Consider the following 12,865-nt stretch of genomic DNA (forward strand, 5'->3'; position numbering starts at 1 on the left):
TAACAACTTCAACCACTTGCGCTTCCGATCTCTCGTTAGCGGGAGGCGAATTCTACAGCGTTAGTCGCTGCTGTCAACACCTCTTTTTCACCGCTTTCGACCGAGAGGATCGAACCGTCAACCGGGCACTACAACACTGCCCCATCGACTCCTTCCAGGCTTCGATGAACTGAAGCAGGTCGCTGTCGAAAACATCGCAACTCGTTGAATCTCAAGGAGTTTTCCGTTTCGACTGCGCCGGAAGTGGGGCGAATTATAGACACCTGAAATCTGCCGTCAACCCTTAATTTCGCTTTTCTATCAATAAGTTGCGCAACACCCTGCGCCCACCTCAACTCCTGGCTATATAGAAGAGGACTTACAGAACCCCCGCCTCCCTGAGTCCAGTCACGGCCACCTCATCCAAACCCAACACCCTCTGCAGCACCTCCAGCGTATGTTCGCCTAACAAGGGAGGCGCGCTGCGGTATTCCACCGGTGTCTCTGACAGGCGAATCGGGCTGGCCACCTGCGGGACTTTTCCGGCGAGCGCGTGAGGCAGCTCTATCGCCAATCCGCGTGATTGCACTTGAGGATCGGCAAACACCTGAGCCAGGTCATTGATCGGCCCACACGGCACACCAGCCTGTTCCAACTGAGCCACCCATTCGGCGGTGGTCTTGAATACAGTCGCTTGGCGAATCAACGGGATCAGCACCCCCCGGTTCGCCACCCGCAACTTGTTCGTGGCGAAACGAGGATCGTCAGCCCATTGAGGCTGACCGGCGACCTCAGCGAACTTTCGGAATTGGCCGTCATTCCCCACAGTCAGAATGAAATCGCCGTCAGCCGTAGGAAAATCCTGATAAGGCACGATATTCGGATGAGCATTGCCCAACCGCTTCGGCGCATTGCCTGTGGTCAGGTAATTCATTGCCTGATTGGCCAGGCATGCCACTTGGACGTCCAGCAACGCCATATCAATGTGCTGCCCAATGCCTGCGTGATCGCGATGGGCCAGCGCGGCCAATATGGCAACGGTCGAGTACAGACCGGTAAGAATATCCGTCAGCGCGACCCCAACCTTGACCGGCCCCTGGCCTTCATCGCCTTCGGGCCGGCCGGTGAGGCTCATCAAGCCCCCAAGCCCCTGAATCATGAAGTCATACCCGGCGCGCTTGGCATAAGGGCCGGTCTGTCCGAAGCCGGTGATCGAGCAGTAAATCAGCCGGGGATTGATCGCCTTCAGCGATGGGTAATCCAAGCCATAGGCAGCCAGGCCGCCCACCTTGAAGTTTTCGATCAAGATGTCGGACTTCGCCGCCAGCTCTCGTACCAGCCGCTGCCCCTCCAGACGAGTGAAATCGATGGTCACCGACTGCTTGTTACGATTGGCAGATAGATAATAAGCCGCCTCGGTCGTATTCTCGCCGCGACCGTCCTTGAGAAAGGGAGGCCCCCAGGCGCGCGTATCGTCTCCATTGCCGGGCCGCTCGACCTTAATGACCTCGGCTCCCAGGTCCGCCAGGATCTGCCCGGCCCACGGCCCGGCCAATACTCTCGATAAATCCAATACCCGCAGATGCGAAAGCGCGCCCATGAGCGTCTCCTATTAATAGAACGCCTGGATACCGGTTTGCGCACGTCCCAGGATTAGCGCGTGCACGTCATGTGTACCTTCATAGGTATTCACGACTTCCAGGTTCACCAGATGGCGAGCGATGCCAAACTCATCGGAGATACCGTTGCCGCCCAACATGTCCCGCGCCATACGCGCGATATCCAGAGACTTACCGCAGGAGTTGCGCTTCATGATCGAGGTAATCTCAACTGCGGCCGAGCCCTCATCCTTCATGCGCCCCAGACGCAAGCATCCCTGCAAGGCGAGAGTGATTTCAGTCTGCATGTCGGCCAGCTTCTTCTGGATCAACTGATTGGCCGCCAGGGGACGACCGAACTGCTGCCGATCCAAGGTGTATTGGCGAGCGGTATGCCAGCAGAACTCGGCGGCCCCCAAGGCACCCCAGGAGATGCCATAACGCGCCGAGTTCAGACAAGTAAACGGCCCTTTCAGCCCGCGCACGTCCGGGAAGATGTTCTCTTCCGGAACGAACACATTGTCCATGACGATCTCGCCGGTGATGGAAGCCCGCAGCCCTACCTTGCCGTGGATGGCCGGCGCACTCAGCCCTTTCCAGCCTTTCTCGAGAACGAAGCCACGGATATCACCGGCATCGTCCTTGCCCCAGACAACAAAGACATCGGCAATCGGGCTGTTGGTGATCCACATCTTGCTGCCCGTCAGGCTGTAGCCGCCTTCCACTTTGCGCGCACGAGTAATCATCGCGCCCGGGTCGGAGCCATGGTTCGGCTCGGTCAGACCGAAGCAGCCGATCCATTCGCCGGACGCCAGCTTCGGCAGATACTTCTGCTTTTGCGCCTCAGTACCGAACTCATTGATCGGCACCATGACCAGGGAAGACTGCACGCTCATCATCGAGCGATAGCCGGAATCGACGCGCTCCACCTCACGGGCGATCAGGCCGTAGCTCACGTAGTTGAGCCCACTGCCGCCGTACTGCTCAGGGATGGTTGCGCCCAAAAGGCCCACTTCGCCCATCTCACGGAAAATCGCCGGGTCGGTTTTTTCATGACGGAACGCTTCCAGCACCCTTGGCGCAAGCTTCTGCTGGGCGAATTGCTCGGCAGTGTCGCGAATCATGCGTTCTTCTTCGGTGAGCTGCTGGTCCAGCAACAATGGATCGATCCAGTTGAAGCTTGCTTTACCGGCCATGAAAAGAGTCCTCGCCAATTAAATGAAAATCGTGGATTGATCCTAGGCGCCGTTTCCTACAAGGGCAAACGACGATTCCGCATAGTGTTGTGCTAATTTCTCACTCCGTAACCGTCATAGGCCGGTCTTATGTCGCCAATGAGTGAGGTAGATGTACATGCGCCGTAAAATTCCCAGCACCGCCGCCCTGATCAGTTTCGAGGCCGCAGCGCGCCATGAGAGTTTCACCAAGGCCGCCCAAGAGCTCTCCCTGACCCAAGGCGCCATCTGCCGACAGGTCGCCAGCCTGGAAGATTTCTTGAGCGTCGAGCTTTTCCGACGCTCAAGACGTGGGGTCAAGTTGACCGAAGCAGGCCTTTCCTACAGCCGTCGCGTCGCGGCCCAACTGGATGCCGTAGAGCGCGACACGCTTTCAGTCATGGGTCATACCGGCGCAAACGTAATCGAACTGGCCGTAGTCCCGACGTTCGGCACCCAGTGGCTGCTGCCGCGCCTAAAGGACTTCCAACTCCAGCATCCGGAAGTCACGGTCAACCTGACCAACCGCACACGCCCTTTTCTTTTCGCGGACACGGAGTTTGATGCGGCCATTTATTTTGGCGATGCGGACTGGTCCGGGACCGAATCCCACAAGCTGATGGGCGAAAATCCGATGCCCGTATGCAGCCCTACCTTGCTGGGCGACCAAGAAAGCCTGACGGCGGAGACCATCGCAGAGATGCCTTTGCTTCAACAGACAACCCGCCCCTATGCCTGGCGCCAATGGTTCAACTCGCAGAACCTGAACATCGCGCACGACCTGACAGGCCCGCGCTATGAACTATTCTCCATGCTTGCCCAAGCAGCCATGCATGACATGGGGATCGCTCTGATTCCGCCCTTCCTGATTCAACGCGAGCTGGCGGAAAAAAGGCTGGTCATTGCCAACCGCAAAGCGCTTTCGAGCATCAAGGCTTACTATCTGATGATTCCCGAGCGAAAAGTCGAATCCGCATCGCTTCGCGCTTTTCGCGACTGGCTGGTGAATCAAGCTGATACCTATGAGCTTGATTAATAAGAAAATTTGTATAACCGACTCCGGTAGTAAGCTAATCAAAAGCGCTACAGATATAAGTTTTTGTCGCATACAGTCAATCTGTTACAAAGTTAGTACCGTAGTCTCAGAAGCGTTCAAATACGTGGCTTTGAGCCATATTGCCTGACTCATGGCGGCTTATTTATTACGCCGATGGGAAAATTTATCGAATTACACCAAAACCCTTTAAGGGCAAGGCGTACAAGGGTTTAGGCGCTTGTGTTGCGACATTCGGTCACAGGGTGACTTGTAGTTAATTTTTCGTCACACGTCATAATCCCTTGAAGGGCTGGATTTTCGCCTGCAAAATGCCGCGCCCCGCCTGATTCGGCGGGACCGTGCTGATCGGCCGCCCCAGCCGCACCATCCGAAGTGCCTGGGTTTACTCAATAAGATCACGCAGGAGATTTGACGTGCACATTGGTGTTCCTCTCGAAACCCAGACGGGTGAAACAAGGGTTGCTGCTACCCCGGAAACCATCAAGAAGCTGATCGGCCAAGGCCATAAAGTCACTGTCCAAAGCGGCGCCGGCCTCAAGGCGAGCGTCACCGACAGTGCTTATGAAGCAGCGGGCGCAACCATTGGCAGCGCCAATGACGCGTTCGGGGCCGAGCTGATTCTCAAGGTGGTCGCCCCCAGCGACAGCGAATTGGCGTTGATCAAGCGCGCTACCGTGCTGGTGGGCATGCTCAACCCGTTCAACAACGACACTATCGCCAAGCTGGCCGAACACGGGATTACCGCGTTCGCCCTTGAGGCTGCGCCACGGACCTCCCGTGCCCAGAGCCTGGACGTGCTGTCCTCCCAAGCGAACATTGCCGGCTACAAGGCCGTCCTGTTGGCGGCCCATTACTACCCACGCTTCATGCCGATGCTGATGACCGCCGCAGGCACCGTGAAAGCGGCACGCGTGCTGATTCTCGGTGCCGGTGTGGCCGGGTTGCAGGCGATTGCGACGGCCAAGCGACTGGGGGCGGTGATCGAGGCGTCGGACGTGCGTCCGGCAGTGAAGGAACAAATCGAATCCCTGGGCGCCAAGTTCGTCGATGTGCCCTACGAAACCGACGAGGAGCGCGAGTGCGCCGTCGGTGTCGGCGGTTATGCCCGGCCGATGCCCGCCAGCTGGATGCAGCGCCAGGCCCAGGCCGTTCACGAGCGCGCCAAGCAGGCTGACATCGTCATCACCACCGCACTGATTCCGGGCCGCAAGGCGCCGACCTTGCTCAGCGCCGAGACCGTCGCGCAGATGAAACCGGGCTCGGTGGTCATCGACCTCGCGGCGGCTCAGGGCGGTAACTGCCCGTTGACCGTGGCCGATCAAGTGGTGGTGGAGAACGGCGTGACCATCGTCGGCCCGACCAACCTGGCCGGTGAAGTCGCCGCCGATGCTTCGGCGTTGTACGCCCGTAACCTGCTGGACTTCCTGAAGCTGGTCTTCACCAAGGAAGGTCAGTTCGACGTGAACCTGGAAGACGACATCGTCGCCGCGTGCCTGATGTGCCGCGACGGCCAGGTCATCCGTAAAAACGCCTAAGCAGGGATTCAGACAATGGAAGAGCTCATCTCCCCCGGTATCTACAACCTGATCATCTTTGTGCTGGCGATTTATGTCGGTTACCACGTGGTCTGGAACGTAACACCCGCACTGCACACCCCGTTGATGGCAGTAACCAACGCCATTTCGGCGATCGTGATCGTCGGCGCCATGCTCGCCGCCGCGCTGACGGTGACGCCACTGGGCAAGACCATGGGCACCCTCGCCGTGGCCCTGGCCGCCGTGAACGTCTTCGGTGGCTTCCTGGTGACGCGCCGCATGCTTGAGATGTTCAAGAAAAAAGCCCCGAAAGCCGTAAAAGAAGAGGCGCCCAAGTAATGAGCATGAATCTGGTAACGACGCTCTACCTGATCGCGTCCATCTGCTTCATCCAGGCTCTCAAAGGCCTGTCGCACCCGACCACTTCCCGGCGCGGCAACCTGTTCGGCATGCTCGGTATGGCGCTGGCGGTGCTCACCACCGTTGGCCTCATTTATAAGCTGGGCGCTGAGCTTGCCACTGCGGGCATCGGTTATGTCATCGTCGGCCTGCTGATCGGCGGCACCGCCGGTTCGATCATGGCCAAGCGTGTCGAGATGACCAAGATGCCGGAACTGGTAGCGTTCATGCACAGCATGATCGGTCTCGCAGCGGTGTTCATCGCCATCGCTGCGGTGGTTGAGCCGCAGTCCCTGGGCATCGTCAAGCAACTGGGCGATTCGATTCCGACCGGCAACCGCCTGGAGCTGTTCCTTGGCGCGGCCATTGGTGCAATCACCTTCTCCGGTTCGGTGATCGCCTTCGGCAAGCTCTCGGGTAAGTACAAGTTCCGCCTGTTCCAGGGTGCGCCGGTGCAGTTCGGCGGTCAGCACAAGCTCAACCTGATCCTGGGCCTGGCAACATTGGGCCTGGGCCTGGTCTTCATGTTCACCGGCAACCTGAGCGCGTTCGCGCTGATGCTAGCCTTGGCGTTCGTGCTGGGCGTGCTGATCATTATCCCAATCGGCGGTGCGGACATGCCGGTGGTGGTGTCGATGCTCAACAGCTATTCGGGCTGGGCGGCAGCCGGTATCGGTTTCTCGCTGAACAACTCGATGCTGATCATTGCCGGCTCCCTGGTGGGCTCGAGCGGTGCGATCCTGTCGTACATCATGTGCAAAGCCATGAACCGTTCGTTCTTCAACGTGTTGCTCGGTGGCTTCGGCAACACTGCCGATGCGGGCGGTCCGGCAGGGGCACAAGAAGCTCGTCCGGTGAAATCCGGCTCGGCTGACGACGCGACCTTCCTGCTGACCAATGCCGACACTGTGATCATCGTCCCAGGCTATGGCCTGGCCGTGGCCCGTGCGCAACATGCATTGAAAGAGCTGACCGAAAAGCTGACCCACCACGGCGTGACCGTGAAGTACGCGATCCACCCGGTAGCCGGTCGCATGCCCGGCCACATGAACGTGCTGCTGGCCGAGGCCGAAGTGCCTTACGACCAGGTGTTCGAAATGGAGGACATCAACTCCGAGTTCGGTCAGGCCGACGTAGTGCTGGTGCTTGGCGCCAACGACGTGGTCAACCCGGCGGCGAAAAACGATCCGAAATCGCCGATCGCCGGCATGCCGATTCTCGAAGCGTTCAAGGCCAAGACCATCATCGTCAACAAGCGCTCGATGGCCAGCGGTTATGCCGGTCTGGATAACGAACTGTTCTACCTGGACAAGACCATGATGGTGTTCGGTGACGCCAAGAAGGTGATTGAGGACATGGTCAAAGCAGTGGAATAACGATCCTCACTGACCACCAGCGCCCCGACTCGTCGGGGCGTTTTGATTTGTATCAAGGCGAAACGTTACCGATCCGGTAATGATGTTTTGCCTGCAACGCCCGTAATAGAGGCCTTAATTGCGACTTTTGTAGCGGGTCGGGCACGGCGCGAATTCACTAGACTGCGCATCTTGCTTTTAGCCCGAGATAACACACCATGTACCGTGACCGTATCCGCCTGCCTTCGTTGTTGAATAAAGTGATGAGCGCTGCCGAAGCCGCCTTGTTGATTGAAGATGGCATGACCGTTGGCATGAGCGGGTTCACCCGCGCCGGTGAGGCAAAAGCGGTGCCCCACGCCTTGGCCGAGCGCGCAAAGGTCACCCCGCTGCAAATCAGTCTGATGACCGGCGCAAGCCTGGGTAACGATCTCGACAAGGAACTCACCGAGGCCGGCGTGCTGGCACGGCGTATGCCCTTCCAGGTCGACAGCACGCTGCGCAAGGCGATCAACGCAGGCAAGGTCATGTTCATCGACCAGCACCTTTCGGAAACGGTCGAGCAACTGCGCAACGGCCAGCTCAAGCTGCCCGATATTGCAGTGATCGAAGCGGTGGCCATCACCGAACAGGGCCACATCGTGCCGACCACCTCGGTGGGTAATTCGGCCAGCTTCGCGATCTTCGCCCGGCAAGTGATCGTCGAGATCAACCTGGCCCACAATCCAAATCTGGAAGGGCTGCACGACATCTATATCCCGACCTACCGCCCAACCCGCACGCCGATTCCGCTGGTGAAGGTCGACGACCGTATCGGCAGTACCGCGATTCCGATCCCGCCGGAAAAAATTGCCGCCATCGTCATTACCAATCAAGGCGACTCGCCATCGACCGTCACACCACCGGACAGCGAGACCCAGGCCATCGCTGATCACTTGATCGATTTCTTCAAGCAGGAAGTGGCGGCAGGACGAATGACCAACAAGCTCGGCCCGTTACAGGCCGGGATTGGCAACATCGCCAACGCTGTGATGTGCGGATTGATCGACTCGCCGTTCGAGCAGTTGACCATGTATTCCGAGGTCCTGCAGGACTCCACCTTTGACTTGATCGACGCCGGTAAACTGAGCTTCGCCTCGGGAAGTTCCATCACCTTGTCGAGCCGACGCAATACCGAAGTGTTCGCAAACCTCGAAAGGTACAAGGACAAGCTGGTCCTGCGCCCGCAGGAAATCTCCAACCACCCCGAAGTCGTACGCCGCCTGGGCATCATCGGCATCAACACCGCCCTGGAGTTTGATCTGTACGGCAACGTCAACTCCACCCACGTGTGCGGCACGCGAATGATGAATGGCATCGGTGGCTCGGGAGATTTCGCACGCAATGCGCACCTGGCGATTTTCGTCACCAAGTCCATCGCCAAAGGCGGTGCGATTTCCAGCGTCGTGCCGATGGTCAGTCATGTGGATCATACCGAGCATGACGTCGACATCCTGGTCACCGAGATTGGCCTGGCCGACCTGCGAGGCCTGGCGCCCCGGGAGCGGGCACGGGTGATCATCGACAACTGTGTACATCCGTCCTATCGGCAGGCGCTGAATGATTACTTTGAAGCGGCGTGTGCCCTCGGTGGGCATACGCCTCACATTCTGCGCGATGCACTGAGCTGGCACATGAACCTGGAAGAGACCGGGCAGATGTTGGCAGTCTGATACAGCTGGTTCACCGGTGCAGCTAATACAGTTTCTCGCGCCTTTCCAAGCCAAGCCCTAAGCGGCAAAAACTGTACTGCTGTACCGGTGTTTTCCTACAGTCTTTTCTTATAAAACAGGTTCAGCAACCCACAAATGCACTATTTCCGTGCAGATAGGTACAGTTGCGCCAATATCGACCAGTACACCGCTGTTTAACAGTTAACTGATTGCTCACATTACAATTGAACTGTATCTAGAGAGACTGGCCAAACGAGAGGATCATGGGCACCAGTTAAACCACTACCTAATCCCGCCACAAGCGGAAGGATGTCAACCATGGAACGTACACTCAGTTCCGAGCTGTTTTTCGAAGACAAAGCTGAAAAAAACCAGGCTTCCCTGCCTCTTCGCGTTATCGCCAACCTGATGTTGTGGCAGCGCCGCATCGCCAGCCGTCACCAACTGGCTCGTCTGGATTCGCGCCTGCTGGCTGACGCCGGTATCAGCGAAGCACAACGCTACGAAGAGCTGAGCAAGCCGTTCTGGCGTTAACTCAGCGCCGCTGGCCCTGACCCACCGGGTCCACCGCCAGCACCGAATTGAACAAACAAGACCCGTCGCGGGAAACCGCGACGGGTCTTGTCGTTTCAGAAACAAAAAACCTCGATAGAACCACGAACACCACAGTTTTATAAGAATGCATATCGACCAGTACAGTTTAATTTGACGTGGCGAAGCAGTGATGGACGACGGTTGCAGCTGTCATCCGACCGGATCTGCCTTAATATCCGAGCGACCGTGGCGAAGCGAGCCGAGCATGCGCTCCTCTCCAGCTACCAAGCACCGGCCTCACCTCATTATCCAAGGAGTTTCATCATGACCCGTCTCCGTCTGCTCAGCGCGGCGGCCTTGCTGGCCGTAGCCGCCCACGCCAATGCCAGCAGCTTCATCGTGACCACCGATTCCATCGTTGGCGCGCTAAAGGCCACGTCCGACGCCACCTCTGATGCAACCTCCTCGCTGCGCGACAACAAGATCGTCCAGGCCGCGCGCGATGACGCCGCCAGCTTCGTCGCCAGCGAAGGGGCTATCCGTGGTGTGAAACTGGAAAGTGCCCTGGACTATATCCGTCAACAGGCCCCACAGTTGAACGCCACTGATGCGCAACTGGCCCAGGCCATCCTCGTGATCTGATGAAACATGAAACATTGGATACCAAATGGTGTTCCGATGTTTCAGCGCTGGCTCTGGGCCGGGGGGTTGCGCTAGCCTGCCGGCTCGCCATCAATTGTCGAGCCCCATGCGTTTCTATCCGAATCCGTATCTTGCGCTGTTCATAGCAGCTTGCTGGTCTTTACCTGCCCAGGCTTTTGATGTGTCCACCCAGCAGGTAGTCGTCAGCGGCTATGCAACAAGCATGGTGACCTCCGCGCCCTTCGATCATAAACTTGTCGCCGCTCGCGATGACGCCGCGGCATTCATTGCCAGTGACGGACAGTTGCGAGGTGGACAGCTGGAGGCTGCCCTGGATTATCTGCGGCGGACCCGGCCAAAACTTCATGCCAGCGACCTTGAACTGGCACAGGCAATTCTCGTCCAATAGTTATCAATATTTTTCGGAGTCGTTCCATGCGTAGCCCGCTGATTGCTGCCGCCTTAGGCCTGCTGGTATTGGCCGATGTGGCCCAGGCCCATACCCTGGTAGCCACCAGTAACATCATCGTTCGCGCTTCCCAGCGCACGATTGATTTCACTTCCGATACCACTACATCCATCCGTGATTCGAAAATCGTCCGCGAAGCCCATGACGATGCGGCCAGTTTCGTCGCCAGTAATGGTGAGATTCGTGGCGCTCATCTCGAAGCGGCCTTCGATACGTTGCGCACCCGTGTACCGGAAGCGCGTGACGCCAGCGACCAGGTTCTCGCCGAAGCCATCCTCGCATTGTGAGGCGGGTTGCCGCCTGGCTGGCGGCCTGGGCGCTGCTGCTCATCGGCAGCAGCGCCCAGGCCGGCTTGCAACTGCACCTCAACGCCGAAGGCCTGAGCCCGGCGCAACAACAGGCCAGCCAGGCCTTGCTCGATGAAGCCATGCAAGCATTGCCGCCGCGTTTCATCGAGCGGCTGGACCGGCGCATCGATGTCGGCTGGACCGACCAGATGCCTGCCAACGCCTACGGCCAGGCTTCACTGGTGTCGCAACTGGATCTCAACAGCAATCTGCTCGACAGCCTGACCGACGGCAGCGCTGCGACGCAGAAGACCCAACGTCCCCACGGCACCGTACGGCGGGAAATGCTCGCCACGGTTCTCCATGAACTGACCCACATCTATGACCGCTCGCGTTTATGGCCGGAGCCCGAGCGCGCGCTGATCCAGCGTTGTACCCGCCGTAATGGCAGTTCCGGGCTGATTGGCCTGCCCGATGAATGCCGCGGCCAGAACGACCGCCGCTTCACCCTCAGCGATGATCCACGCTTGCTGGACCTGGCCGGTTGGCCGCAGTACGTCGGTCGTCGCGGCGAACGCGAACAGCACAACCGCCAGGTCGCCCGCAGCCCGGATCTGTATGAGACGAGCAGCCCCAAGGAATTCGTCGCGGTCAACATGGAGTATTTTCTCCTGGACCCCAGCTACGCCTGCCGCCGACCTGCACTGTATCGCTATTATCAGGAGCATTTTGGTTGGGCACCGGCGGCCAAGGAAACCTGCGCCAAATCGTTCGCCTTCCTCAATGCCGGGAACGACTTCGCCAGGACGCCGCTGGGCAAGGTCGATCCCGAACGGGTCTATGCCATCGACTACCTGCTGGCCGAAGCCAACCAGAATTGGGTCAGCCGCTGGGGCCACAGTATGCTTCGCCTGGTAATCTGCGCGCCGGGCCGGCCCCGTGGCCCGGACTGCCGGCTGGATCTCGACCAGCACCTGGTGCTGTCCTATCGCGCCTTCGTGGGTGATGTGCAGTTGTCGAGCTGGGACGGGCTGGTAGGCAAATATCCGTCGCGCCTGTTCGTGTTGCCGTTGGCCCAAGTCATCGACGAATACACCAAGACCGAACTGCGCAGCCTGGCCTCAGTGCCGCTGAACCTGTCGCGTGCCGAGATCGAGGAGACGGTCGAGCACGCCGCCGAAATGCACTGGAGCTACGACGGCAACTATTACTTCCTGTCCAACAATTGTGCGGTGGAGAGCCTGAAGCTGCTGCGCAGCGGCAGCAATAACGCGCAGCTCAAGGGCCTGGACAGCATCATGCCCAATGGCTTGCTGGAAGTGCTCAAGGGCCGGGGAATGGCCGACACCAGCGTGCTGGATGATCCCAAGGAAGCCTTGCGGCTGGGCTATCGCTTCGACTCGTTCCGCGAGCGATACCAGGCGATGTTCAACGTGCTGAAGAAGTACCTGCCCATCAAGCAACAATCGGTGGAAGACTGGCTGGCCCTGGACGCCGCCGAACGCCGCGTCTGGTTCGAACAGGCTGACCTGCGCACCAGCGCGGCGTTGCTCCTGCTGGAACAGGCCAGTTACCGTCGCCAGTTGTTGCTGGCCCAGGACGAAGTCAAGCAACGCTACCTCGGCGCCCGTGAATTGCAGAATGGCGGTATGGAAAGAGCCAACGCGACGCTGCAGCAGATCCTCGCCAACAGCGGCTTCCTCAGCCGTCCCGCCGAGCTACTCGGCAGCAGTGGGTATGGACTGCCGCAACCCAGCGAGTGGCAACGACTGGAGTCGGAAAGCAGCTTGCGCCAGAAACAGCTGCAAACGCTGACCGGCGATCTGGACAAGGAAGTCCGGGCACTGCTCGAACCCAGTCGCGCCGCTGAAATTGCCGCCAGTGAAGCCAATGTCAAAGAGATCGGCGAACACCTGCGCAAACTGCACAAGGCCGGCGGCGGCCTGGAGCTACCTTAATAGCGCCGCCGCCCCCTGTGGCGGGGGAGCTTGCTCCCGCTGGGACGGTCCGACGCCTCGGGCGAAGCGGCCCCCAAACAGACGGATGCGACTTTTCAGGCAAACCGCGTCGCTTGGCTCTACGAC

General features: G+C 59.0%; 12 protein-coding genes. 10 read left to right on the forward strand and 2 right to left on the reverse strand.

Annotation, left to right across the window (positions count from 1 at the left end; translation table 11 throughout):
• Positions 1 to 358 precede the first annotated feature (358 nt).
• Together RGM2987_RS02260 and RGM2987_RS02265 are read right to left on the reverse strand one after the other, a co-directional pair.
• Positions 359 to 1,579, reverse strand: coding sequence for a CaiB/BaiF CoA-transferase family protein (locus RGM2987_RS02260; protein WP_245138498.1), 1,221 nt, complete (start codon positions 1,577 to 1,579; stop codon positions 359 to 361).
• Between the two features lie 12 nt (positions 1,580 to 1,591).
• The gene (locus RGM2987_RS02265; RefSeq protein WP_039593369.1) at positions 1,592 to 2,773 is read right to left on the reverse strand and encodes an acyl-CoA dehydrogenase; all 1,182 of its coding nucleotides are present in this window, start codon (positions 2,771 to 2,773) and stop codon (positions 1,592 to 1,594) included.
• A gap of 157 nt (positions 2,774 to 2,930) precedes the next feature.
• On the opposite strand from RGM2987_RS02265, the gene RGM2987_RS02270 reads away from it, so the two are divergent.
• From RGM2987_RS02270 to RGM2987_RS02315, 10 genes are all read left to right on the forward strand, one after another.
• Positions 2,931 to 3,827: a LysR family transcriptional regulator gene (locus RGM2987_RS02270; protein WP_245138499.1), complete on the forward strand. Its 897-nt coding sequence runs from the start codon at positions 2,931 to 2,933 to the stop codon at positions 3,825 to 3,827.
• Positions 3,828 to 4,261: 434 nt separating this feature from the next.
• Positions 4,262 to 5,383 carry a Re/Si-specific NAD(P)(+) transhydrogenase subunit alpha gene (locus RGM2987_RS02275; RefSeq protein WP_245138500.1) on the forward strand — a complete coding sequence of 374 codons (1,122 nt, stop codon included), beginning with the start codon at positions 4,262 to 4,264 and terminating at the stop codon, positions 5,381 to 5,383.
• Positions 5,384 to 5,398: 15 nt separating this feature from the next.
• On the forward strand, positions 5,399 to 5,722 hold the full coding sequence (locus RGM2987_RS02280) for an NAD(P) transhydrogenase subunit alpha (protein WP_003187010.1): 324 nt from the start codon (positions 5,399 to 5,401) through the stop codon (positions 5,720 to 5,722).
• On the forward strand, positions 5,722 to 7,158 hold the full coding sequence (locus RGM2987_RS02285) for an NAD(P)(+) transhydrogenase (Re/Si-specific) subunit beta (protein ID WP_245138501.1): 1,437 nt from the start codon (positions 5,722 to 5,724) through the stop codon (positions 7,156 to 7,158). The genes RGM2987_RS02280 and RGM2987_RS02285 overlap by 1 nt, the downstream gene beginning before the upstream one ends.
• A 197-nt stretch (positions 7,159 to 7,355) precedes the next feature.
• Positions 7,356 to 8,849, forward strand: coding sequence for an acetyl-CoA hydrolase/transferase family protein (locus RGM2987_RS02290; protein ID WP_245138502.1), 1,494 nt, complete (start codon positions 7,356 to 7,358; stop codon positions 8,847 to 8,849).
• Between the two features lie 318 nt (positions 8,850 to 9,167).
• Positions 9,168 to 9,383, forward strand: coding sequence for a DUF1127 domain-containing protein (locus tag RGM2987_RS02295; RefSeq protein ID WP_003187014.1), 216 nt, complete (start codon positions 9,168 to 9,170; stop codon positions 9,381 to 9,383).
• Positions 9,384 to 9,707: 324 nt separating this feature from the next.
• Positions 9,708 to 10,025, forward strand: coding sequence for a DUF2388 domain-containing protein (locus RGM2987_RS02300; RefSeq protein ID WP_245138503.1), 318 nt, complete (start codon positions 9,708 to 9,710; stop codon positions 10,023 to 10,025).
• A gap of 106 nt (positions 10,026 to 10,131) precedes the next feature.
• Positions 10,132 to 10,434, forward strand: coding sequence for a DUF2388 domain-containing protein (locus RGM2987_RS02305; RefSeq protein ID WP_245138504.1), 303 nt, complete (start codon positions 10,132 to 10,134; stop codon positions 10,432 to 10,434).
• 26 nt (positions 10,435 to 10,460) lie between these two features.
• The gene (locus RGM2987_RS02310) at positions 10,461 to 10,781 is read left to right on the forward strand and encodes a DUF2388 domain-containing protein (protein WP_003187020.1); all 321 of its coding nucleotides are present in this window, start codon (positions 10,461 to 10,463) and stop codon (positions 10,779 to 10,781) included.
• A complete protein-coding gene (locus RGM2987_RS02315) occupies positions 10,778 to 12,739 on the forward strand; it encodes a DUF4105 domain-containing protein (protein ID WP_245138505.1) in 1,962 nt (653 codons plus the stop codon). Before RGM2987_RS02310 ends, RGM2987_RS02315 begins: the two co-directional genes overlap by 4 nt.
• Positions 12,740 to 12,865: the final 126 nt, after the last annotated feature.

Source organism: Pseudomonas sp. RGM2987 (genome assembly GCF_022952855.1).
Lineage (GTDB): Bacteria > Pseudomonadota > Gammaproteobacteria > Pseudomonadales > Pseudomonadaceae > Aquipseudomonas.

Excerpts from the sequence above, each read along its gene's own strand:
- RGM2987_RS02260 (WP_245138498.1), bottom strand. The coding sequence starts at position 1,579 with ATGGGCGCGCTTTCGCATCTGCGGGTATTGGATTTATCGAGAGTATTG.
- RGM2987_RS02265 (WP_039593369.1), bottom strand. The coding sequence starts at position 2,773 with ATGGCCGGTAAAGCAAGCTTCAACTGGATCGATCCATTGTTGCTGGAC.
- RGM2987_RS02270 (WP_245138499.1), top strand. The coding sequence starts at position 2,931 with ATGCGCCGTAAAATTCCCAGCACCGCCGCCCTGATCAGTTTCGAGGCC.
- RGM2987_RS02280 (WP_003187010.1), top strand. The coding sequence starts at position 5,399 with ATGGAAGAGCTCATCTCCCCCGGTATCTACAACCTGATCATCTTTGTG.
- RGM2987_RS02285 (WP_245138501.1), top strand. The coding sequence starts at position 5,722 with ATGAGCATGAATCTGGTAACGACGCTCTACCTGATCGCGTCCATCTGC.
- RGM2987_RS02290 (WP_245138502.1), top strand. The coding sequence starts at position 7,356 with ATGTACCGTGACCGTATCCGCCTGCCTTCGTTGTTGAATAAAGTGATG.
- RGM2987_RS02295 (WP_003187014.1), top strand. The coding sequence starts at position 9,168 with ATGGAACGTACACTCAGTTCCGAGCTGTTTTTCGAAGACAAAGCTGAA.
- RGM2987_RS02300 (WP_245138503.1), top strand. The coding sequence starts at position 9,708 with ATGACCCGTCTCCGTCTGCTCAGCGCGGCGGCCTTGCTGGCCGTAGCC.
- RGM2987_RS02305 (WP_245138504.1), top strand. The coding sequence starts at position 10,132 with ATGCGTTTCTATCCGAATCCGTATCTTGCGCTGTTCATAGCAGCTTGC.
- RGM2987_RS02310 (WP_003187020.1), top strand. The coding sequence starts at position 10,461 with ATGCGTAGCCCGCTGATTGCTGCCGCCTTAGGCCTGCTGGTATTGGCC.